Source organism: Thermus scotoductus DSM 8553 (assembly GCF_000381045.1).
Taxonomy (GTDB): domain Bacteria; phylum Deinococcota; class Deinococci; order Deinococcales; family Thermaceae; genus Thermus; species Thermus scotoductus.
On sequence record NZ_KB905736.1, the window covers coordinates 42,656 to 63,303 of the forward strand.

The 20,648-nt window shown below is 65.1% G+C and carries 15 protein-coding genes; 6 read left to right on the forward strand and 9 right to left on the reverse strand.

Annotated features, from left to right (window positions below; all coding sequences use genetic code 11):
• Positions 1–6 precede the first annotated feature (6 nt).
• The 4 genes from coxB to pgi form a co-directional block, all read right to left on the reverse strand.
• Positions 7–1,020 (reverse strand): cytochrome c oxidase subunit II, encoded by a 1,014-nt coding sequence (gene coxB / locus F604_RS0104545; RefSeq protein WP_019550598.1) that lies wholly within the window; start codon positions 1,018–1,020, stop codon positions 7–9.
• A 12-nt stretch (positions 1,021–1,032) separates the two neighbouring features.
• Positions 1,033–2,856 carry a heme o synthase gene (locus F604_RS0104550; protein WP_019550599.1) on the reverse strand — a complete coding sequence of 608 codons (1,824 nt, stop codon included), beginning with the start codon at positions 2,854–2,856 and terminating at the stop codon, positions 1,033–1,035.
• A gap of 167 nt (positions 2,857–3,023) precedes the next feature.
• The gene (pckA, locus tag F604_RS0104555; RefSeq protein WP_019550600.1) at positions 3,024–4,613 is read right to left on the reverse strand and encodes a phosphoenolpyruvate carboxykinase (ATP); all 1,590 of its coding nucleotides are present in this window, start codon (positions 4,611–4,613) and stop codon (positions 3,024–3,026) included.
• Between the two features lie 52 nt (positions 4,614–4,665).
• Complete coding sequence (pgi, locus tag F604_RS0104560) at positions 4,666–5,931, reverse strand: glucose-6-phosphate isomerase (RefSeq protein WP_019550601.1); 1,266 nt, start codon at positions 5,929–5,931, stop codon at positions 4,666–4,668.
• Between the two features lie 32 nt (positions 5,932–5,963).
• Here pgi and F604_RS0104565 point away from each other — a divergent pair, with 32 nt between their 5' ends.
• From F604_RS0104565 to groL, 4 genes are all read left to right on the forward strand, one after another.
• Entirely contained in the window at positions 5,964–8,261 is a 2,298-nt protein-coding gene (locus F604_RS0104565; RefSeq protein WP_019550602.1) for a GNAT family N-acetyltransferase, read from the forward strand.
• The gene (locus F604_RS0104570) at positions 8,239–9,030 is read left to right on the forward strand and encodes a TrmH family RNA methyltransferase (RefSeq protein WP_019550603.1); all 792 of its coding nucleotides are present in this window, start codon (positions 8,239–8,241) and stop codon (positions 9,028–9,030) included. Before F604_RS0104565 ends, F604_RS0104570 begins: the two co-directional genes overlap by 23 nt.
• Positions 9,031–9,106: 76 nt before the next feature.
• Positions 9,107–9,412 carry a co-chaperone GroES gene (gene groES, locus F604_RS0104575; RefSeq protein ID WP_015716023.1) on the forward strand — a complete coding sequence of 102 codons (306 nt, stop codon included), beginning with the start codon at positions 9,107–9,109 and terminating at the stop codon, positions 9,410–9,412.
• A gap of 14 nt (positions 9,413–9,426) precedes the next feature.
• Complete coding sequence (gene groL / locus F604_RS0104580; protein WP_019550604.1) at positions 9,427–11,055, forward strand: chaperonin GroEL; 1,629 nt, start codon at positions 9,427–9,429, stop codon at positions 11,053–11,055.
• An 81-nt stretch (positions 11,056–11,136) separates the two neighbouring features.
• On the opposite strand, the gene dnaE is transcribed toward groL, so the two are convergent.
• The gene (dnaE, locus tag F604_RS0104585; protein WP_019550605.1) at positions 11,137–16,077 is read right to left on the reverse strand and encodes a DNA polymerase III subunit alpha; all 4,941 of its coding nucleotides are present in this window, start codon (positions 16,075–16,077) and stop codon (positions 11,137–11,139) included.
• A 56-nt stretch (positions 16,078–16,133) separates the two neighbouring features.
• Between dnaE and F604_RS0104590 the strand changes: the two genes are divergently transcribed.
• Positions 16,134–16,439, forward strand: coding sequence for a type II toxin-antitoxin system Phd/YefM family antitoxin (locus F604_RS0104590; protein WP_019550606.1), 306 nt, complete (start codon positions 16,134–16,136; stop codon positions 16,437–16,439).
• Between the two features lie 13 nt (positions 16,440–16,452).
• Positions 16,453–17,013: a 5-formyltetrahydrofolate cyclo-ligase gene (locus F604_RS0104595; protein WP_026328974.1), complete on the forward strand. Its 561-nt coding sequence runs from the start codon at positions 16,453–16,455 to the stop codon at positions 17,011–17,013.
• Here the strand turns inward: F604_RS0104595 and F604_RS0104600 are convergent.
• The 4 genes from F604_RS0104600 to F604_RS0104615 all read right to left on the reverse strand — a co-directional run bounded on the left by F604_RS0104600 (position 17,010) and on the right by F604_RS0104615 (position 20,641).
• Positions 17,010–17,924 (reverse strand): 2-oxoacid:ferredoxin oxidoreductase subunit beta, encoded by a 915-nt coding sequence (locus F604_RS0104600; protein WP_019550608.1) that lies wholly within the window; start codon positions 17,922–17,924, stop codon positions 17,010–17,012. The two genes, F604_RS0104595 and F604_RS0104600, sit on opposite strands and share 4 nt — an antisense overlap.
• Before the next feature lies 1 nt (position 17,925).
• Positions 17,926–19,779, reverse strand: a complete 1,854-nt coding sequence (locus F604_RS0104605; protein WP_019550609.1) for a 2-oxoacid:acceptor oxidoreductase subunit alpha — start codon at positions 19,777–19,779, stop codon at positions 17,926–17,928.
• A 69-nt stretch (positions 19,780–19,848) separates the two neighbouring features.
• Positions 19,849–20,310: an HD domain-containing protein gene (locus F604_RS0104610; protein ID WP_019550610.1), complete on the reverse strand. Its 462-nt coding sequence runs from the start codon at positions 20,308–20,310 to the stop codon at positions 19,849–19,851.
• A gap of 49 nt (positions 20,311–20,359) precedes the next feature.
• Positions 20,360–20,641, reverse strand: a complete 282-nt coding sequence (locus tag F604_RS0104615) for a metal-sensitive transcriptional regulator (protein WP_019550611.1) — start codon at positions 20,639–20,641, stop codon at positions 20,360–20,362.
• Between the last annotated feature and the right edge of the window lie 7 nt (positions 20,642–20,648).

A 20,648-nucleotide genomic window follows, 5' to 3' on the forward strand; every position in this document is an offset into this window, starting at 1 on the left:
AACCTCCTAGAACTTGGGCAAGGCCTTGAAGTCAAACCCTTCCACCTTTAGGCCCTCCAGGTAGCGGACCAAGGCCTCCAGGTCCTCCTCGGAAAGCTGAGGGAAGCCAGGCATCTGCACCCCGGGCTTCATCCCCGCGGGGTCCCGGATCCAGGCCTTGAGGTTTTCCGGGGTGTTCTCCACGATGCCCGCCCCCAGGCTCGTGCGGTTGCCCAAAAGCCCAAGATCGGGCCCGATGACCCCAGGGGGCATGCTCCGGGCCACGCCGTGGCAGGCAGCGCAGTTCTGCTGGAAGACCTGCTGGCCTCTTTCGTCGGCCACGGGGGCCGGGGAGGCCTTGGCCTGCTCCACGAAGCGGTCAAACTCCTCTTTGGGAAGGACCACCACGCGGAAGAGCATCCGGGCGTGGCTTGCCCCGCAGAGCTCGGCGCAGAAGCCGTAGTAGAGGCCAGGCTCCTTGGCTTCAAAGGAGATCCGGGTCGTTTGTCCCGGTATGGCGTCCCGCTTGCCGGCGAGCCCCGGCACCCAGAAGGAGTGGATCACGTCCTTGGAGGTGATCTCCAGCTCCACGGGGACCCCGGCGGGAAGGACGAGCTCGTTGGAGTTCCTTAGGCCAAGCTCAGGGTAGTGGAAGTCCCACCAGAACTGGTAGCCCGTGACCTCCACCTTCAGGGCCCCGGGGATGGGGCGGTTCACCTGGATGAGGGCCTTGGCCGTGAGGCCGAAGAGGACGAAGACGATGGCCAAGGGGATGAGGGTCCAGACCACCTCGAGGCGGTCGTTCCCGTGGATCTGAGGGGGTTCCCCCGTATCGCCGGGCCTCGCCCTAAACTTCCAGGTGACGTAGGCCAAGGCCCCCGCCACCACGGCGAAGATGACCACGGAGAAGAAGTAGACCCAGGGCCAGAGGAAGGCCACCTCCTGGTTGTAGGAGCCTCCTGGGTGGGTGATGGCCACCCGGTGGGCCTCCTGGGCCAGGGCCAAACCTAGAAGACTGAAAGCCGCCACAACTCTTTTCATCCGCTTCCCTCCCTAAAGTACCCGGTCCACCGCCATGGCCACGAACAAGAGGGCCAGGTAAAGCATGGAGTATTTATACAGCGAAACCGCCGTCCTCCGCTCGGGCTGGCGGTAGAGGGCAAGGCTCTTAAGGATAAGCAAAGCATTAAGGGCGAGGCTCAAGAAGAAGTAAACCAGGCCGAGTTCCCCCAAAAGGAGGGGCATGAGGGAAATCAAGGCAGTGAGCACGGCATAAAGGGCGATCTGCATCACCGTCACCCTTTCCCCCAACACCACGGGCAGCATGGGCACCCCCACGGCCCGGTAGTCGTCCTGGATCATGAGGGCTAAGGCCCAGAAGTGCACCGGGGTCCAGAAGAAGATGAGGGCAAAGAGGTACCAGGCAAAGAGGCTCAAGTCTCCGGTCACCGCCGCCCAGCCCACCAGGGGGGGAAAGGCTCCCGCCGCCCCACCGATGACGATGTTCTGCCAGGTGCGCCGCTTCAGGTAGAGGGTGTAGACCAGCACGTACCAGATAAGGCCCATGAGGGCCAGGGTGGCGGAAAGGAGGTTCGCCCCCCACCAGAGGAGAAGGAAGGCAGAAAGGGCAAGGCCAAAGGCGAAGAGAAGGGCATCCCGGCTGGAAATGCGCTGGGTCACGGTGGGACGCTTGGCGGTGCGGCGCATGCGGGCGTCGATGTCCCGGTCCACCACCATGTTGATGGCGTTGGCCGCTCCCGCCATCATGTAGCCTCCCAGGGCCACCACCAGGAAGAGGCCCGTGCCAGGCCAGCCCTTGGCGGCGATGAGCATGGCCAAAAGGGTGGTGAAGAGAAGGAGGCTGATCACCCGGGGTTTGGTGAGGGCCAGGTAGTCCTTCCAGGTGGCTCCCCCAGTGCCCCGGTGCACCTGCCCCGCCTCCGTACCCTCCCCCAGCTCCACCCGCCTAGCCCCCTGGACCAACGCCGCCGCCGAAAGCAGGATGAAAAGAAGCCACACGGCGTAGGCCAAAAGAAGGTGCAGGATCTGCATCCAGACCGGGGCCTTGAGCCACACGTTCACCAGGCCCACGAGAAGCTGCACTCCATAGAGGTATGCGAGGGCATGGGCGAAGCGGCGGGTATGGGAGGAAGGCCGCAGATGGGCCACCAGGTAGCCAGCAAAAACCACATAAAGCCCCACGCTCACGGCGATGAGGGGGTGAAGCACCCTGAGGCGCACCAGGAAGTGCTCGCCTGGGGTCAGGGAGCGCTCCAGGGCCTCGAGGGTGTTCCGCACGGGGAAGAGAAGGTCCCCCAAGGCGGTCACCGCCCCGCTCATCCCCAGGAAGAGCAAGGCGATAAGCCCCAGGAGCAAGGCCGCCCCCACCGCACCCTGCCCCCTAAGGCGCAAGGGAGCACCCCCAGAGGCCCACCAGGCGGTGAGGACCAGGAAGGCCAGGAGGAAATAGGTGTTGGCCAGGTGCACCATCTGCACCACGGCCCGGGCTGCGCTGGCGTTTTGGGCCGTCCAGCCAAAGAGGACCAGGGAGGCCCCCACCAGGCTCTCCGTGACCATGAAAAGGAGGGAAAGCCCAGCCCCAAAGCGCACAGGATGCCCCTTGGGAAAAGCGCGAAGGGCAAAGAGGAAGAAGAGAAGGACCAAGAGGAAGGCCAGGCCCGAGGTAGCCCGGTGGGTGAACTCGATGAAGGTCTCCACCTGTGGGCTTCTGGGGATGATCTCCCCGTTGCAGGTGGGCCAGTGGGCACCGCACCCCGCCCCCGACCCCGTGGCCCGCACGTAGGCACCCCAAAGGGCCACCAGGATGTTCCACACCAGGACGCCCCAGGCGTAACGGCTAAACCAGGCTTGGCTCATAACAGACCCGTCCCCCAGACGGCAGTAGCCATCATTTTGCCAGAAGTACCTAGGCGGGGGTGAAGTACATTTGTCCCTTCCATTACCTGCCACCTGGGAGACTAATACCCCCGGGCCCTACTTGGCAAGGGGCTGGGCAGAAGGCCCATCTCCACAAAGGATAAGGGCTACCCCACCTTTGGCCCTGCCCGGCGTATGGCTTCCTCCACCCCGTCCGCGTACTTCTGGAAGTTTTCCTGGAACAAGGTAGCTAGCTTCCTGGCCTGGCGATCGTAGGCCTCCTTGTCCTCCCAGGTTTCTCGCGGGTCCAAAAGCTCCTTGGGCACCCCGGGAACCTCCAGGGGGACCTCAAAGCCGAAGACGGGATCCTGGCGATAGGGAACCCCCTCGAGGGCCCCGCTTAGCGCCGCCTGCAAAAGGGCCCGGGTCACGGGCAGGGGAAAACGCCGGCCCACCCCGTAAGGCCCCCCGGTCCAGCCGGTGTTCACCAGGTACACCCTGGGACCATGCTTCTTGATCTTCTCCCCCAGCATGCGGGCATAGACCCCGGGATGGAGGGGAAGAAAGGGCGCCCCGAAGCAGGCGGAGAAGGTGGCCTTGGGCTCGGTGACACCCCGCTCGGTGCCCGCCACCCGGGCGGTGTAGCCGGAGAGGAAGTAGTACATGGCCTGCTCCGGAGAAAGGCGGGCGATGGGGGGCAGAACCCCGTAGGCGTCGGCGGAGAGAAAAAAAATGGCCCTGGGGTGTCCGGCCACGCCAGACTCCACCACGTTTTCCAGGTGGCCCAAGGGGTAGGAGGCGCGGGTATTTTCCGTCTTGGTGTCGTCATCCCACTCCACCCGACGGCTTTCCGGGTTCACCACCACGTTCTCCAGGATGGCCTCAAACTGGTTGGAGGCTTTATAGATAAGGGGCTCATACTCCGGAGAAAGGCGGATGACCTTGGCGTAGCATCCCCCTTCAAAGTTGAAGACTCCCTCCTCGCTCCAACCGTGCTCGTCGTCGCCGATCAAGGGCCTCTCCGGATCGGTGGAAAGGGTGGTCTTGCCCGTCCCGGAAAGACCAAAGAAGATGGCCACATCCCCCTCCTTCCCCACGTTGGCCGAGGCGTGCATGGGGAAAACCCCCCGCTTGGGCATGAGGTAGTTCATCACGGTGAAGATGCTCTTCTTGATCTCCCCCGCATACCTGGTACCCACGATGAGGACCATCCTCCTCTGGAAGCTGATGCCCACGAAGACCTCGCTCCGGGTGCCGTCCCGCTCCGGGTCGGCCAGGAAGTAGGGAGCGTGGACCACGGTAAAGCCTGGGGAAAAGGGCTCCACCTCGTCGTCCTCGGGGAACCGGCGCGGGAGGATGAACATGTTGCGGGCAAAGAGGGCGTGCCAGGGGCTTTCCGTCACCACCCGCACCGCCAGCCGGTAACGCTTATCCGCTCCCGCATACAGGTCCTGCACGTAGAGGTCGCGGTCAGAAAGGTAGGCGGCCACCCTTTCCCAAAGGGCCTGGAAGGCCTCCGGGGCGAAGGGCTGGTTCACCTCCCCCCACCAGACCTCCTCCTCTACGCCCAGCTCCCGCACCACGAACTTATCTCTGGGGCTTCTCCCCGTGTAAGGGGTGGTGTCCACCACCAAGGCCCCCTTGTGGGCCAGAAAACCCTCCCCCCGGGCCAGGGTGTGCTCCACCAGGATGGGGGAAACCGTGTTCCAGAAAACCTGTTTCCTCGGTTTGATGCCCAAAGGCTCCAGTCGGTCCATAGAGACCCCCTTATGCCTAGGGCATCATACACTTATTTCCACGCTTCCAGGTTTAGAACTCGTACCCCGGCCGCTCCAAAAAGGTAAGCGTAAGGCGCTTGCCCAGCTCCACCCCGGGCTGGTCAAAGGCGTTCACCCCCCAAAGCTCCCCCAGGAAGGCGGTTTGCCACATGAGGTGCTGCAGGAGCCAGCCCACCGTGTAGGGGGAGATCTCGGAAAGGTACAGGGTGTAGACCTTTTGCCCCGCTTCCGCCAGGGCCTGGTAGGTGGCCTCGGCCTCGGCCTTCAAGAGTTGGAACAAGCCCTTGCCGAAGAGGTAACCTGCCTCCCCCTCGAGGCCTTCCACCTGGGGCAGGAGGAGGTCCTCCGTGGCCCTTTCCGGCACCACCAGAACGATGAGCTTGTCCAAGGGGCCTTCCCGGAAGAGCTGCACCTGGGCGTGCTGGTCCTGGGGACCCAGGGCGGGCACGGCGGTGGTGCCCACCCGGTTGCCCTCCCCATCCCGCTTGCCCAAGGACTCGTCGTGGAGCTGGACAAACCAGGCGGGAAGGTATTTCAGCCTTTCCGAGTACACCATAAAGACCGTGATGGGCAGGTGGCGGTGGAGGTGCTGGAGCAAGGCGGTTTTCAGGGGGAGGTTTTCCTCCAGCGGGGCCAGGGCCAGCTCGTTCGCCTTCCTCGCCCCCATGAGGAGGGCCTCCAGGTCCATCCCGGCAAAGGCCAAGGGAAGGAGCCCCACCGGGGAGAGCACGGAGAAGCGCCCTCCCACGTTGTCGGGAATGGAAAAGGCCTCGAGGCCCTCCTTTTCCGCCAAGGCCCTTAGCGCCCCCCGCCGGGGATCCGTGGTGAGAACCAGGTGCCGCCGCCAGTCCTCCCCCAGGTTCTCCCGAAGCCAGTTCAGAAAAACCAGAAGAGCGGCCAGGGTTTCCGCGGTGGCCCCCGACTTGGAAACCGCATTCACCAGGGTCTTCCGGGGGTCTAGGCCCCGAAGGAGCCGAAGCACGGGCTCCGGCTCCACGTGGTCCACGTAGTGGAAGCGCACGCCGCTTTCGTTGAAGGCACTCTCCAGGGCCTTAGGCCCCAAGGCGCTTCCCCCGATGCCCAGGAGGACGAAGTCCTCCACCCAGGGGTTAGCCTCCCGATAGCGGCGGATCCGCCTCAGGGTTTCCGTGTCCTCGGGGAGGTCCATCCAGCCCAGCATGCTTTGGGGATCCTTCCGCTTGGCCAAAAGGGCCTCCCGGGCCTGAAGAAGGAGGGGCCCGTGCTCCTTAAAAGCCTGGGGGAAATCCGGGAGGAAGCGGGTATCCAGGCGCAGCATACCCCCATGCTACCCGGATGTAAGCTAAAGGCATGGGCTACGTGCCCCCACCCACGCCCCAGCATGGCCTCGAGGAGGGTCCCATCCTCCTCAAGGACGGGCGCACCGCCTTCCTGAGGCGGGCAGGCCCCAAGGACCTTCCCCTTTTCGTGGAGTTCCTGAGGCGGCTATCCCCGGAGTCCTTGCGCATGCGCTTCTTCTCCCCCATCTCCCCGGAAAAGGCGGCGGAGCTTCTCCTTTCCGCCAAACCGGAAGAGGAAAAGGTGATCCTCATGGTCCTGGCGGGAGACCCCCCCAGGATGGTGGCCACGGGGGAGTACGTGCGCCTGAAGGGGGAGGGCACCGCCGAGGTGGCCTTTCTGGTGGACGATGCCTTCCAGGGCAAGGGCCTGGGCACCCTCCTTCTGGAGCGCCTGGCCTTGATCGCCGCCAAGCGGGGGGTAAGGCGGTTTCAGGCCTTCGTCCTGGCGGAGAACCAGAAAATGCTCAACGTCTTCATGGAAAGCGGCTTCCAGGTACGGGCCCGCAGGGATAGCGGGGAGGTGGAGGTGGAGTTTGAGATCCTCCTGGAGGAGAAGGCGGCGGAGCGGTTTGAGTGGCGGGAAAAGGTTTCCACCCTTGCGAGCCTTCACCCCTTCTTCTTTCCCCGGGGCGTGGCGGTGGTGGGAGCAAGCCGCGACCCGGAAAGCATCGGCTACCGGGCCCTGGAAAACCTCATCTTTGGCCGCTTCCAAGGCCCCGTCTACCCGGTGAACGAGGCCATCGGCAAGGAAGGAGGTACGGTGGGGCCCCTTCTCGCCTACCCCAGGGTGGAGAGCATTCCCGGCCCCGTGGACCTGGCGGTGATCGCCGTGCCCAAGGAGCGGGTTTGGGAGGCCCTCGAGGCCTCGGGAAGACGAGGGGTGCGGGCGGCCATCGTCCTCACCACCGGCTTCCAGGACCAAGAGGCCAGGGAGCTGGCCGACAAGGCCAGGCGTTTGGGGATGCGCCTTCTGGGGCCGGGTTCCTTGGGCCTGGTCCACACCCACCCCGAGGTGCGCCTGGCGGCGGGCCTGGCCCCCCTCCCCAAACCCGGACCCCTGGCCATCTCCAGCCAATCCGGCACCCTGGGCCGGGCGGTGATGGCCTATGCGGAGGGCATGGGACTCGGCATCTCCTCCTTTGTCTCCTTGGGGGCCAAGGCGGACATCTCCTCCAACGACCTTTTGCAGTTCTGGGAAGAGGACGAGCGAACCCGGGTGATCCTCCTTTACCTGGAGAGCTTCGGCAACCCCCGGCGCTTCTCCCGCCTAGCCCGCAGGATCGGCAAGAAAAAGCCCATCCTGGCGGTGCATCCCTCCCGGGATCCCTTGGTGCGCACCCTCTTCGCCCAGGCCGGGGTGATCCGGGCCAACAGCCTGGAGGAAGCCTTTGACGTGGCCGCCCTTCTGGCCCTGGGGCGCCTTCCGGAAAACAACCGGGTGCGACTCATCTCCAACGCCTCCGGTCCCTCCAACCTGGCCCTCGAGGCCCTCAGGGAAGGAGGGCTTTTCGTGGAGCACGTGGACCTGGGCTCCACCGCCAAGGCGGAGGAGTTCGCCCGCGCCCTGGAAGAAGCCCTGGAAGGCGAGGCGGGAAGCGTGTTTCTCCTCTTCGTGCCCATGGGCTTTACCAGCGAGGAGGAGTTCCTGGCTCTTTTGGAGAAGGCAGAAGGGAACAAGCTCCTTTTGGCCTGCGTGATGGGCTCCTCGGGAGTGCGGGCCCGGGTTATGGGCCAGGTGGCCCTCTACCGCTTCCCCGAATCCGCGGCCATCGCCCTGAGCCGGGCCTGGGCCTACAGGGTTTGGCGGGAAGAACCCCTTTACTTCCCCGACTTCCCGGACCTGCGCCTGGAGGAGGCGAGGAAGCTCCTAGAAGGGAAAGAGACCCTGAGCCAGGCGGAGGGGGCCGCCCTCTTGGAGTGCTTCGGCCTGCCCTTGGGGAAGGGGGAAGGGCTTTCCCTCAAGCTCACCGCCAAGCCCCACCCCCTCTTCGGCCCCGTCCTCACCCTGGTCCTGCCCACCCCCCTGGGGGACCAGGTGCTGGGCCAGCGGCTTTCCCCCCTCACCCAGAAGGACGCCCAGGAGCTGGTAAGACCCCTAAGCCACGGGCAAAGCCCGGATCTTTCGGGTCCTCTCGACCCCGCCCCCTACCAGGAAATCGTCCTCAGGCTTTCCCGGCTTCTGGAGGAACTGCCTCAGGTGGAAGAAGTTTCCCTGGAGCTTTCCGGACCCCGGATCGCCAGCTTTGAAGTGCGCCTCGGGGGAAACCCCGAACCGAGGAACCGCCATGCGCATTCAAAGCCCCGCTAACCCCAAGGTGAAGGCCTTGGCCGCCCTGAAGGAACGAAGGGAGCGGGAAAGGACTGGCCTTTTCCTGGTGGAAGGCCGGCGGGAGGTGGAAAGGGCCCTAAGGGCTGGCCTCCAGTTAGAAACCCTCCTTCTCGGCCCCAAGGCCACCCCGGAGGACCAAACCCTGGCGGGATCGGCCCCCACCCTGGAGCTTTCCCAGGAGGCGATGGAGCGGGTTTCCGTAAGGGAGAACCCGCCTCCCGTCATCGGGGTCTTCCGCCTGCCCCACAAAACCCTAAAGGAGGTCCGGCTCCCGCAAAACCCCCTGGTCCTGGTCCTTCTGGGCCTGGAAAAACCCGGCAACCTGGGGGCCATTCTGCGCTCGGCGGATGGGGCGGGGGTGGATCTGATCCTGGTGGCGGAAGGGGTGGACCTCTATAGCCCCCAGGTGATCCGGAACTCCACGGGGGTGGTCTTCTCCCTGCCCGTCTTCCCCGTGGCCGAGGAGGAAGCCGCCCGCTTCCTGGAGGAAAAAGGGCTTTTTTTGGTGGCCGCCACCCCCAGAGGGGAAAAGGTTTACTGGGAAGAAAACTACCAAAGGGGAGTGGCCTTCCTCCTGGGCACCGAGGACGAAGGCCTTTCCGAGGCCTGGCTGGCCCGGGCGGGGGTGAGGGTGCGCATCCCCATGCGGGGGGTGGCGGATAGCCTCAACGTCTCCGTGAGCGCTGCCCTCCTCCTCTACGAGGCCCTGCGCCAGCGCTCCTTACACGACCCCCCTCAACCCCCTTGACAGGAACACGCGGGGGCAAAATAATAACCCTTGGTTTGACACTCTCGCCCTTTGAGCGTCAAAGGAGGGAGTGAATATGGCTGCGGAGGTGAAGACGGTGATCAAGCCCCTAGGCGACAGGGTTGTGGTGAAACGGATTGAGGAGGAGCCCAAGACCAAGGGCGGCATCGTGCTCCCCGACACCGCCAAGGAGAAGCCCCAGAAGGGCAAGGTGATCGCGGTGGGCTCGGGCCGCATCCTGGACAACGGGCAGAAGGTGCCCCTCGAGGTCAAGGAGGGGGACATCGTGGTCTTCGCCAAGTACGGCGGCACCGAGATCGAGATCGACGGCGAGGAGTACGTGATCCTCTCCGAGCGCGACCTTTTGGCGGTTCTGCAGTAAAAGGGAGGTGAGGTATGGCGAAGATCCTGGTGTTTGACGAAGCAGCCCGCCGGGCCTTGGAGCGCGGCGTGAACGCGGTAGCCGATGCGGTGAAGGTAACCCTGGGCCCCCGGGGCCGGAACGTGGTCCTGGAAAAGAAGTTCGGCTCCCCCACCATCACCAAGGACGGGGTGACGGTGGCCAAGGAGATCGAGCTGGAGAACCACCTGGAGAACATCGGGGCCCAGCTCCTCAAGGAGGTGGCCTCCAAGACCAACGACGTGGCCGGTGACGGTACCACCACCGCCACCGTCTTGGCCCAGGCCATCGTGCGGGAGGGCTTGAAGAACGTGGCCGCCGGCGCCAACCCCCTGGCCCTCAAGCGGGGCATTGAGAAGGCGGTGGAGGCGGCGGTGGAGAAGATCCGCTCCCTGGCCATCCCCGTGGAGGACCGCAAGGCCATCGAGGAGGTGGCCACCATCTCCGCCAACGACCCTGACGTGGGCAAGCTGATCGCCGACGCCATGGAGAAGGTGGGGAAGGAGGGGATCATCACCGTCGAGGAGTCCAAGAGCCTGGAGACCGAGCTGAAGTTCGTGGAGGGGTACCAGTTTGATAAGGGGTACATCTCCCCCTACTTCGTCACCAACCCCGAGGCCATGGAGGCGGTCCTCGAGGACGCCTTCATCCTCATCGTGGAGAAGAAGGTCTCCAACGTGCGGGAACTCCTCCCCATCCTGGAGCAGGTGGCCCAGACCGGTAAGCCCCTTCTCCTGATCGCCGAGGACGTGGAGGGCGAGGCCCTGGCCACCCTGGTGGTCAACAAGCTCCGGGGCACCCTGAACGTGGCTGCGGTGAAGGCTCCCGGCTTCGGTGATCGCCGCAAGGAGATGCTCAAGGATATCGCCGCCGTCACCGGTGGTACCGTCATCTCCGAGGAGCTTGGCTTCAAGCTGGAGAACGCCACCCTCTCCATGCTGGGCCGGGCCGAAAGGGTGCGGATCACCAAGGACGAGACCACCATCGTGGGCGGCAAGGGCAAGAAGGAGGACATCGAGGCCCGCATCAACGCCATTAAGAAGGAGCTGGAGACCACCGACAGCGAGTACGCCAAGGAGAAGCTCCAGGAGCGCCTGGCCAAGCTGGCGGGGGGCGTGGCGGTAATCCGGGTGGGGGCTGCCACCGAAACCGAGCTCAAGGAGAAGAAGCACCGCTTTGAGGACGCCCTGAACGCCACCCGGGCCGCGGTGGAGGAGGGCATCGTCCCGGGCGGTGGCGTGGCGCTCCTCAGGGCCATCAGCGCCGTGGACGAGCTCCTTAAGAAGCTGGACGGGGACGAGGCCACCGGGGCCAAGATCGTGCGTCGGGCCCTGGAGGAGCCTGCCCGTCAGATCGCCGAGAACGCTGGCTACGAGGGCTCCGTGGTGGTCCAGAGGATCCTCTCCGAGACCAAGAACCTCCGCCTGGGCTTCAACGCCGCCACCGGGGAGTACGTGGACATGGTGGAGGCAGGCATCGTGGACCCCGCCAAGGTGACCCGCTCCGCCCTGCAGAACGCCGCCTCCATCGGCTCCCTCATCCTCACCACCGAGGCGGTGGTGGCCGAGAAACCCGAGAAGAAGGAGTCCACCCCCGCTCCCACGGGCGGCGACATGGACTTCTAAAGCCACCCCAACCTGGCTTTGCCAGGTTGGGGCCCCGGCAAAGGGGCAAAGGAGGCTGGGCCTACGCCCAGCCTCTTTTCTCTAAAAGGGCACCACTTCCTCCTTGGGCCCTCCTCCACCGTTCCCCTGGAGGAAGGCCTCCCGATCCGGGATCAAGTAGGCACGGAAGCCCTCGGCCTCGAGGGCCTCGAAAACACCTTCCCCCACCCGGGTTTCCCGCAAGGAGAAGATGGCCTCACCGAAAGGCCCCTGCACCCTGAGGTAAAGGGGGAGGGTTCCAGGGTATTCGTCCAAGAGGCTCTTCAGAAGGGCAACACCCCCTTCGTCCAAAAGGGCATGGTCTACCTCCACCTCCAGGGCCTTGGGGGCCTCGGCCACCTCCTCGTGGGTCCAGGCGGCCTGGGCCATGACCCTAAGCCCCCCTTCCTCCCGCTCCACCTCCGCCAGGACCAGGAGAGGGGTGTCCTCCTTGAGCTTGGGAGAAACCCCCTCGTAAGCCCGGCCGAAAACCACCACCTCGAGGGCCCCTGTCTCATCGGAGAGGGTAAAACGGGCCATCATGCCCCCGCTTTTGGTGGGCTTGCGCGCCACCTCCTCCACCATGCCCGCGAGGAGCACCCTGGGCCTTGGGGGAAGGCCCCGGATGAAGTCGGAAAGCTCCTCCAGGGTGCAGCTCGCCACCTCCCTCAGGCCCGGGTAGCGCAGCACCGGGTGGCCGGAAACATAGATGCCCAAGGCCTCCTTCTCGTAGCGGAGCCGGGTGATCTCGTCCAGGGGCAAGGCTTCCGCCAGGGGAGGTTCTTCCACCTCGGCGAACAGGCCCATCATGCCGGATCGCTCCCGCTCCCGGCTTTCCGCCGCCCACCGGAGGAGGGGGTCCAAGGAAGCCAGCAACCGGGCCCTGTCCCCAAAGGCGTCAAAGGCCCCCGCCTTGATAAGGGACTCCAGGGTGCGCTTGTTCACCACCCTCTCGTCCAGGCGCTTGAGGAAGTCCCCGAGGCTCTTAAAGGGACCACGGCGCTCCCTTTCCGCCAGGATGGCCTGGGCTGCCCCTTCCCCCACGTTCTTCACCGCGGAGAGGCCAAAAAGGATCTCCTCCCCCACCACCTTGAAGTCAAAGCCTGAGCGGTTGATGTCGGGGGGAAGGACCTCTATGCCCATGGCCCGGGCGTCGCGGATGTACTCCGCCACCTTGTCGGAATCGTGCCGCTCCACGGTGAGGAGGGCGGCCATGAACTCCACCGGGTAGTGGGCCTTCACGTAGGCGGTCTGGTAGGAAAGAAGGCTGTAGGCGGCGGCGTGGGAGTTGTGGACGATCACATCCTCGGCCAGGAAGGTATGGGTTCCCTCCACGGTGAGGTCGTAGACCTCTTCCTCTCCCAGAGGCTCTATGGCCTCCACCCGGTCCCAGTAGATCTCCGCCGTGGCCAGGCGCAACAGGGCCAGGCTTCCCGTGAGGGCCGAAAGGCGCGCCAGGGTGGCGCGGGAAAGCCCCAGGCGGCCCTTGCTGGGCCGCAAAAGACCCTGGGCTAAGCCATGGGCCTCCAGAAAATCCCCCACCCTACCCCCGGAAGCCTGGGCCAAAGCATCCCTTACCAGGGGGAGAAAGCCCAGAGGCAGGATGTCCTTGGTGCTCCGGCCCACCTCCTTCCAGGAGGAAAGAAGGGCCTCCAGGTCCCGCTTCCTCTTGCCGAGAAGGTAAGGCCCCACCCGCTCCCCAAAGCGCCGGGCCGCCTCGAGGCCCCCCAGGAGGTAGACCACATATCCTTTCCGGCCCCCTCCATAGGGAAAGCGCTTCTCCACCAGACGGCTTTGCAAGCCCAGGCGGAGGAGGAGGTGCTGGACCCCGCGGGCAAGGGCCTCGGAGGCCGTGGCGTAATGGATGAGCCTACCCTTGGCGTCCACTCCCCCATCCCCCACCCACAGGCGCCCAAGAAGCCGGGCCACCCCTTCCTGGGAAAGGCCAAAGACCCTTTCGGGAAGATGCTTGTCCTTGGCGGCAAGCCCCAAAAGCCCCATCTCCCTCAAGAAGGTTTCCGCCTCCGAGGGAAGCTTGCGGTCCCGCCGGCCCACGTAGATATGGGCTACCCCCCGGCGCCAGACCACCCGGGTGCGGGTGTTGGCAAAGCCCGCCAGGGCCTCCTCCATAGCGGCCAGCTCTTCCTCCGAGGAGGTGTAGAGGTAAAAGCCGGAGGGATGTCGGAGGTTTCCCTCGCTAAGGGCGAAGCCCAGAAGGTCCAGCTCATGGGGCTTCAGGTCCTCTGAAGGCTGGTAGGGAAGGTGCCTGGGCAGGGCCACGAAGTCCCCTGGGCGAAGGGTGCCCAACTCCCGCCAACCCTCTGGGGTGTAGAGGGGGTGGTTGGCCGTGGCCTCGAGGACCCGTCCCGTGGCGGTGCGCAAACGGTAGACCATGGCCCGGCCGCTTTGGAAGGCGGCCACCACCGGCCTCGGCACCAGACGCAGGGTGCTCTCGTCCAGGGAAACCACCCAGACCCCTTTGGCTTCCCCCCGGACGATGGCCTCTATGGGCACAAGCTTTCCCGTACGGTAGTCCAGCACCCGGGCCCTTCCCGGCAGGCACTTGTTGAAGCCGTAGTTGGCGAAGGCCTCCAGCATGTCAAAAAGCCGGTTGGCCTCCTCCTCGGGCACGCCCCGTTCCCTGGCCCCCCGCACGAAGCGCTCTCGGTGCTTTTGCATCTCCTCCACCTTCTTCTTGCCCATGGCCCGCCTCAAGAGGTCGGCCTCCCCCAGGGAGTAGCCCGCCACCTGGGAGGCGATCTGCATGATCTGCTCCTGGTAAACGGGGATGCCGTAGGTTTCCTCCAGGATGGGCCTCAGGTACTTCTCCGCATGGGGGAATTCCACGTAGCTCACGGGCTCCTGGCCGTGGTGGCGGCGGATGTAGGTGGGGATGTGCTCCATGGGCCCCGGGCGGTAGAGGGAAACCAGGGCGATGATGTCCTCGAGGCGCCTGGGCTTTAGCCCCCGCACCGTGGCGGTCATTCCTCCCGATTCCAGCTGGAAAACCCCCTTGGTCTCTCCCCGCGCCAAGAGGGCGAAGGTCTTGGGGTCGTCCAAAGGCAAGCGGTCGTAGTCCAGCTCCACCCCCTTGGACTCCTTCACGATCTTCTTGGCCTCGTCCAGGAAGGTGAGGGTGCGCAGGCCCAGGAAGTCCATCTTCAAAAGCCCCAGGGCCTCCACCGCTCCCATGTCGTACTGGGTCACGGGCCGCCCCTCCTGGTCCCGCATGAGGGGCACCAGGTCCGTGAGGGGCTCGGCGGCGATGACCACCCCGGCGGCGTGCACGGAAGCATGGCGGTTCAGGCCCTCGAGGCGCATGGCCACCTCGATCACCTCCCGCACCCGCGGGTCCTTTTCCATCTCCGCCCTTAGCTCCGGCACCAGCTCTATGGCCTCGGCCAGGGGCTTGGGCTTGCCGAACTGCACGGGAATCAGCTTGGCCAGCTCCTCCGCCTTCTTGTGGGGGATGCCGTAGACCCGGGCCACATCCTTGAGGGCTGCCTTGGAGGCCAGGCTACCGAAGGTGCCGATCTGGGCCACCTTGTCCTCCCCGTAGCGCCCGCGCACGTACTGGATCACCCGGTCCCGCTCCCGGTCGGAAAAGTCCGTGTCGATGTCGGGCATGGAAACCCGCTCGGGGTTCAAAAAGCGCTCAAAGAGGAGGCCGAAGCGCAGGGGGTCGATGTTGGTAATGCCCACGGCATAGGCCACCAGGCTCCCGGCGGCGCTTCCCCGGCCCGGCCCCACGGATACCCCATTCCGCCTGGCCCAGTTGATGTAGTCCTGGACGATGAGGAAGTATCCGGGAAAACCCATCCGCTCGATCACGGAAAGCTCGTAGAGGGCCCGGTGCAAGATGGCCTCCGCCGTCCACTCCCTCACCCCCTCCAACGGGGGTAGCTTGGGCAGAAGGGCTTCCCAGGCCTTCCCTTCCACCTGGGCCAAGGCTTCCGCCAGGGCTTCCCCGTCCCCGTGGGGCGGCATCTGCCCCAGAAAGCGGAAAACCTCCCGGTAAAACCCCTCGGTGATGCGGTCCGGATAGCGGGAAAGAAGCCCCTTAAAGGTGAGCTCCCTCAGGTACTGGGCCTCGGTCCTGCCCTCGGGAAGGGGAAAGCGGGGGATGCGGTAGACCATCTTGCCCCCGATGGGCAGGTCCACCTCGCACATGCGGGCGATCTCCACCGTGTTGTCAAAGGGTTCGTCGCCCCACTCCTCCTCCGGGAGCATGGCCCGCATCTCCTCTGGGGTCTTCACGTAAAACTCGTCGCAGGGGAAACGCCAGCGCTCGGGGTCATCCAGGGTGCTCTTGGACTGGATGGCGAGAAGCACCTCGTGGGCCCGGGCGTCCTCCTTGCGCACGTAGTGGCCGTCGTTGGTGGCCACCATCCCCAGGCCGTACTTCCGGGCGAACTCCCTCAGAACCTGGTTCACCTTTCTTTGCTCGGGAAGCCCATGGTTTTGGATCTCTATAAAGAAGCGGTCGCCGAAAATGGAGAGGTATTCGTTAAGCCGGGCCTCCGCCAGGTCCAGACGATCCTGCAGGATGAACTGGGGAATCTCCGCCCCCAGGCAGCCCGAAAGGGCGATAAGACCCTCGGCATGCTCCCGTAGAATCTCCCGGTCAATACGGGGTTTTTCGTAAAAACCCTCCAGGTATGCCCGGCTCGCCAGGCGCACCAGGTTCTGGTAGCCCTTGAAGTCCTTGGCAAGAAGGGTGAGGTGGAAGTACCCCCCGTCTAAGCCCTTCCCCCTTTTGCGGTCAAAGCGGCTTTCCGCGGCCACGTAGGCCTCGTAGCCGATGATGGGCTTGATTCCCATGGCGGTGGCCTTCTTGTAGAACTCCACCGCCCCGAAGAGGTTGCCGTGGTCGGTCATGGCCAGGGCAGGGTCCTCGGGGGAAACCGTCTTCACCCACTCAAGAAGGTCAGAAAGCTTTGCCGCCCCGTCCAGGAGGGAGAACTGGGTGTGCTGGTGCAGGTGGGCGAACTTAAGGCGGCCCATAGGGTCCAGTCTAGCAAGGGCCTTGCCTCCCTTAGTTGGGTATACTGATTAATGTAATGATTGAGAACACCGGCACCCCCATCTCCGCCACCGAGGCCCGGGTTCACTTTGGGGAGGTCCTCCAACGCGTGGCCCAGGGAGAAACCCTGGTGGTGGAACGGGGAGGAAGAGCCGTAGCGGTCATCCTGTCCGTGGAAGAATACGAGCGGCTCCGGAAAGCGCCTAAGCAACAAGAGATCCTCGATGCGCTTTGGAGGCCGGGCCAGGAGATCCGAAGCCACCTACAAGGACCCATCTCTTCCCCAGAGGAAGTCATACGGGCGATGCGGGAGGAACGCACCCTTGAACTGGGCGGTTCTTGACGCAAGCTTCCTCATGACCCTGGGCCAACTTAGGGAAGAAGTCTGGAACACCTTAGCCCGCTACGACCTGGCCCTTCACCCCACGCCTCCCCACGGCCACCACCCCAACTTCCTGGGAGCCAAAAAGGCAGCGGGGCTCCTCCTCCGCACCCCGGAGTTTCAAAGGGCCAGGCTCATCCTGGCGGGCATGGATGCGGTGCTGAAACCCTTGCGGGAAGAGGCCCTGAAGGCAGGAAAGGCCCTGATCCTCCCCCACCCCGACCGGCCGGGGGAGTTCGTGCTCCTTAAGGACCTGGACCCAAGAAAGCTCAAGCGGGTGCGGGAGGCCTACCGCTACGGGGTGAAGGTGGACCTAAAGGAGCAGCCCATAGACCTGGTCCTCATCGGGGCCGTGGCCGTGGATGAAGAGGGGGGCTGGGTGGGGAAGGGCTATGGCTTTCCCCAGGCCTGGCTTGCCGTGGAGGCCCCCTTCGCCACCCTGGCCCACGCCCTCATGGTCTACCCCAAGCTTCCCGTGGAGCCGGAGCGCCGGGTGGACCTCATCGCCACCCCGGCGCGGCTCATCCGGCCTTAAAGGGCGAACTCCTTCAGGAGGCCCTCGAGGTCCAGGGGTTCCTGTTGCCCTAAGGCGGGGTAGACCTCGGGGTAACGGGGGAGGTAGGCCTTAAGGCGCTCCTCAAAGGTGGGCACCTCCGCCTTCCAGAAAATCCCTGTGGGGATCCGCTCCCCCCATTCCGCCGCCTTCTCCTGGAACTGAGCCATCTTTTTGTCCAGCTCCTCAGGAGGAAGCCCCTCGGGAACATGGGGATCGTACCCCTCGTCCTGGAGCCTATAGATCCTAGGGGCAAACCACTCCTTGGTGTGGAGGTCGTTGTAGGTGGGGCAGGGCTGGAGGACATGCAGAAAAGCCAGGCCCTTGTGGCTAAGGCCCTCCTTGATGAGCTCCTTCAGGCTCTTCACGTCGTAGGCGTAGCCCCGGGCGATCCAGGTGTAGCCCGAGGCGAAGGCCAGAAGCAGGGGGTTGACGCGCCCCTGGGGGTTGGGCTTGGGAAGGCTTTTGGTCTTCTCCCCTAGGCCCAAGGTGGGCCCCGCCTGTCCCTTGGTGAGGCCGTAGACCTCGTTGTCGTAGAGGATGTAGAGCATGTCCACGTTGCGGCGGCCTGCGGCCACGAAGTGCCCGGTCCCGATCCCAAGGCCATCCCCATCCCCCCCCACCGCCACCACGGCGAGGTGGGGGTTGGCCAGCTTGGCCCCTTGGGCGATGGGGAGGACGCGGCCGTGGAGGGTGTGGACCCCGTAGACATTGAGGTAATGGGGGGTCTTGCCCGAGCAGCCGATCCCCGAGAAGACCACCGTCTGGCTTGGGTCCAGCCTGAGCTCAAAGAGGGCCATCTGCAGGGCCGAGAGGATGCCGAAGTCCCCACAGCCCGGGCACCAGTCCGGATGCTTGTCCGCCTTGTAGTCGGTAAGCTTGAGCTCTACCACGCTACACCCCTTTCCTGAGCACGATCCTCCCCGGGGCCTGGCCCCGCTTTACCGCCTTCAGGGCCTCCACGGCCTCCTCCAGGGTGATGGGCCGGCCGTTGTACTTCACCACCCGATGGTGAACCTTCTTCAGGGTCTCCTGCTGGACCAAATCGGCGAGCTGCCCCGAGTAGTTGTGCTCCACGGTGACGAGCCTTTTCCCCTCCAGGAGGTGGGCGATCTCCGGGAAGGGCCAGAGGAGCCTTAGGTGCAGGTACCCCACCCCCTCGAGGTGGTCCAGGGCCTCGAGGAGGGTGCCCTTCACCGAGCCGAAGCCCAGGACCAGGACCTCCCCATCCCGGAAGAGGGTGTACTGGTCGGCGAGGGGGATCTCCTTCCGGGCGGTGAGGAGCTTCTGCATGCGCTTTTCCATCTGGGCCTCCCGGAGGACGGGGTCCTCGGTGATGTGCCCCAGGGGGTCGTGCTCGTCCGAGGTCATCCAGTAGAAGACCCCGGGCGTGCCCAGGGGGGCGAAGGGAGAGATGCCGTCCTCCGTGGGGGCGTAGCGGGCATAGGGGGTGGGCTTCCCCTCCTTTGGGGCAAGGCGCCGCTCCCCGTCCAAGGCCAGGGGCTTCAGGGTCTCCTGGGGGAGGATCTGTCCGGTGCTCGCCAGGAACTTGTCCAGGAGGTGCACCACCACCGTCTGGTAGCGCCAGGCCCAGGCCAAAGCCTTCTGGGCATCCAAGAAGGCGTCCAGGAGGTCCCCCGAGGCCAGGACGATCCTGGGATACTCCCCGTGCCCGCCCCGGATGGCGAACATCAAGTCGCCCTGCTCGGTGCGGGTGGGAAGGCCGGTGCTCGGGCCACCCCGCTGGTAGAGGGTCACCACCAAGGGGGCCTCGATCATGCCGGCAAAGCCCATGCCCTCGGCCATGAGGCTGAAGCCGGGGCCGCTGGTGGCGGTGGCTGCCTTGGCCCCGGTGAGGGCCGCCCCGATGGCCATGGTCACGGCGGCGATCTCGTCTTCCGTTTGGACCACGGCCACGTCGGCTCCGGTAAAAGCCGTGTGGGCCTCGAGGTAGGTGGACTCGTCCGTGGCCGGGCTTATGGGGTAGTAGGTCTGGAAGCGAAGCCCGCCAGCCAGCTTGCCCAAGGCCGCCGCCTGGGCCCCGGTGAGGTAGACCCGGCCTGGCTCGTACCCGTTTAGGTGGAGCTGGAAGGAAAGCTTGGGGACCTCCTCCCGGTAGACCGCCTGGGCCACACTTTGGTTCAGCTCCAGCACCTTGCCCCTAAACTGAAGGGCCAAGGCCTCCAGCAAGGGCTCTAAGGGAAAGCCCAGAAAGTGAAGGCTTGCCGCCACGGCGATGGTGTTCAGGGTGCGCCGGGCCTGGAGGGAGGGAACACCCAGTTCCGCCCCGATCCGGTCCGCCACCTCCTCAAAGGGGTAGGGCAGGGGCTGGACCCCGGCCTCCACGTACGCCTGAAGGATCTCCCTAAGGCTCGGGTCCTCCCGGCCCAGGCGCTCCCTGAGGTCCTCGGCCACCCGGTGGTCCAGCATGGGGAGCTTGTGGACCGTGAGGTCCAAGACCTTGGGGTCGTAGAGGAGCACCCCCCCTTCCCGCACCTCCCCCAGGTGGCGGGCCAGGGTCTCCCCGTCCAGGGCCACCAGGAAGTCCACCCGGTCCCGGAACGAGGCCACAGGTTTTCGCGAAAGCCGCACGTCCAGGTAGGAGTGCCGCCCCATGATGTTGGAGTGGTACTCCCGCTTGGTGGCCACCCACCAGCCGCCCTTGCCCACGGCCCGGGCGAAGAGGGTAGCCGCCGTCTCTATCCCGCCCCCTTGGGGGCCGCCCACGCGCCAGGTGAAGTCATCCATAAGCCCTCCTTCTTTGATACTCTACTCCTTAAGGGTCCAGCTTGGCTAGGGGCATTTGCCCAAAAGGGGCTATTCCTCCTGGTCCGCCTGGTGGAGCCTTTGGCCCCAGAGGCTTTGCGGGCGGTGGTGCTCCAGGACCAAAGCCCGCACCTCGGGGTCCTGAATGCGCTCCGCAGCGTACAGGGGGTGGTGGCGGCGCACCTGGAAGGCCCCCAAGATCCCCTTGCGCAGGGGATAAGGGGGTACGGGGAGGGCGTAAAGCCCGGTGAGGATGCGCTCCAGGGGACGGTAGGGCCTCAGGGCCTTTCCCGCATCGTGAAGAAGGGCAGCCCGGATGGCGAAGGCAGGGGCCTCAGGGTAGTGCTTCAGGAGCCTTTTCGCCACCCGCACCGCATGGGCCCGGTCCCTGGGGTCCATGGAAAGGTAAAGGGTGCGCTCCTCCTCCTGCAGAAAGGCCAGGGCGAAGGCATCGTCCGGCTCCTCGCCTCGAGGGAAAAAAGCCTGAAAGAGGCGCCTGAGCCTCTTCGGCACCTTCCCAAACCCTCGTCCTAAGCCCGGGCTCCTGCGACCCAGCAAGGGGCTAGATGAACTTCTTCAGCATGGTGGCGATTTCCCCGGGTTTTTTGGGATCCACCTTGCCCTCGGAAACCCCGGCGGCGCAGATGTTGAGGAACTCCTCCAGGATCAAGGTGGCCGCCGCCTCCATGGCCTTTTTGGTGGCGGTCATCTGGGTGAGCACCTCGTCGCAGGGACGCCCCTCCGCCACCATCTTCTGCAAACCCCTCACCTGGCCTTCGATACGCCGTAGCCGCTTAAGGATGTTTTCTACGGTCTCTTGCCTCAGCTCGGTGGTCTTGGTCATGGGGGCA

What these genes read in the sequence shown, in the direction of transcription:
- F604_RS0104595 (WP_026328974.1), top strand. Translation starts at nt 16,453, where the DNA reads ATGACCCTGGGCCAACTTAGGGAAGAAGTCTGGAACACCTTAGCCCGC.
- F604_RS0104605 (WP_019550609.1), bottom strand. Translation starts at nt 19,779, where the DNA reads ATGGATGACTTCACCTGGCGCGTGGGCGGCCCCCAAGGGGGCGGGATA.
- F604_RS0104550 (WP_019550599.1), bottom strand. Translation starts at nt 2,856, where the DNA reads ATGAGCCAAGCCTGGTTTAGCCGTTACGCCTGGGGCGTCCTGGTGTGG.
- F604_RS0104570 (WP_019550603.1), top strand. Translation starts at nt 8,239, where the DNA reads ATGCGCATTCAAAGCCCCGCTAACCCCAAGGTGAAGGCCTTGGCCGCC.
- coxB (WP_019550598.1), bottom strand. Translation starts at nt 1,020, where the DNA reads ATGAAAAGAGTTGTGGCGGCTTTCAGTCTTCTAGGTTTGGCCCTGGCC.
- F604_RS0104590 (WP_019550606.1), top strand. Translation starts at nt 16,134, where the DNA reads ATGATTGAGAACACCGGCACCCCCATCTCCGCCACCGAGGCCCGGGTT.
- F604_RS0104565 (WP_019550602.1), top strand. Translation starts at nt 5,964, where the DNA reads ATGGGCTACGTGCCCCCACCCACGCCCCAGCATGGCCTCGAGGAGGGT.
- groES (WP_015716023.1), top strand. Translation starts at nt 9,107, where the DNA reads ATGGCTGCGGAGGTGAAGACGGTGATCAAGCCCCTAGGCGACAGGGTT.
- pgi (WP_019550601.1), bottom strand. Translation starts at nt 5,931, where the DNA reads ATGCTGCGCCTGGATACCCGCTTCCTCCCGGATTTCCCCCAGGCTTTT.
- dnaE (WP_019550605.1), bottom strand. Translation starts at nt 16,077, where the DNA reads ATGGGCCGCCTTAAGTTCGCCCACCTGCACCAGCACACCCAGTTCTCC.
- groL (WP_019550604.1), top strand. Translation starts at nt 9,427, where the DNA reads ATGGCGAAGATCCTGGTGTTTGACGAAGCAGCCCGCCGGGCCTTGGAG.
- F604_RS0104615 (WP_019550611.1), bottom strand. Translation starts at nt 20,641, where the DNA reads ATGACCAAGACCACCGAGCTGAGGCAAGAGACCGTAGAAAACATCCTT.
- pckA (WP_019550600.1), bottom strand. Translation starts at nt 4,613, where the DNA reads ATGGACCGACTGGAGCCTTTGGGCATCAAACCGAGGAAACAGGTTTTC.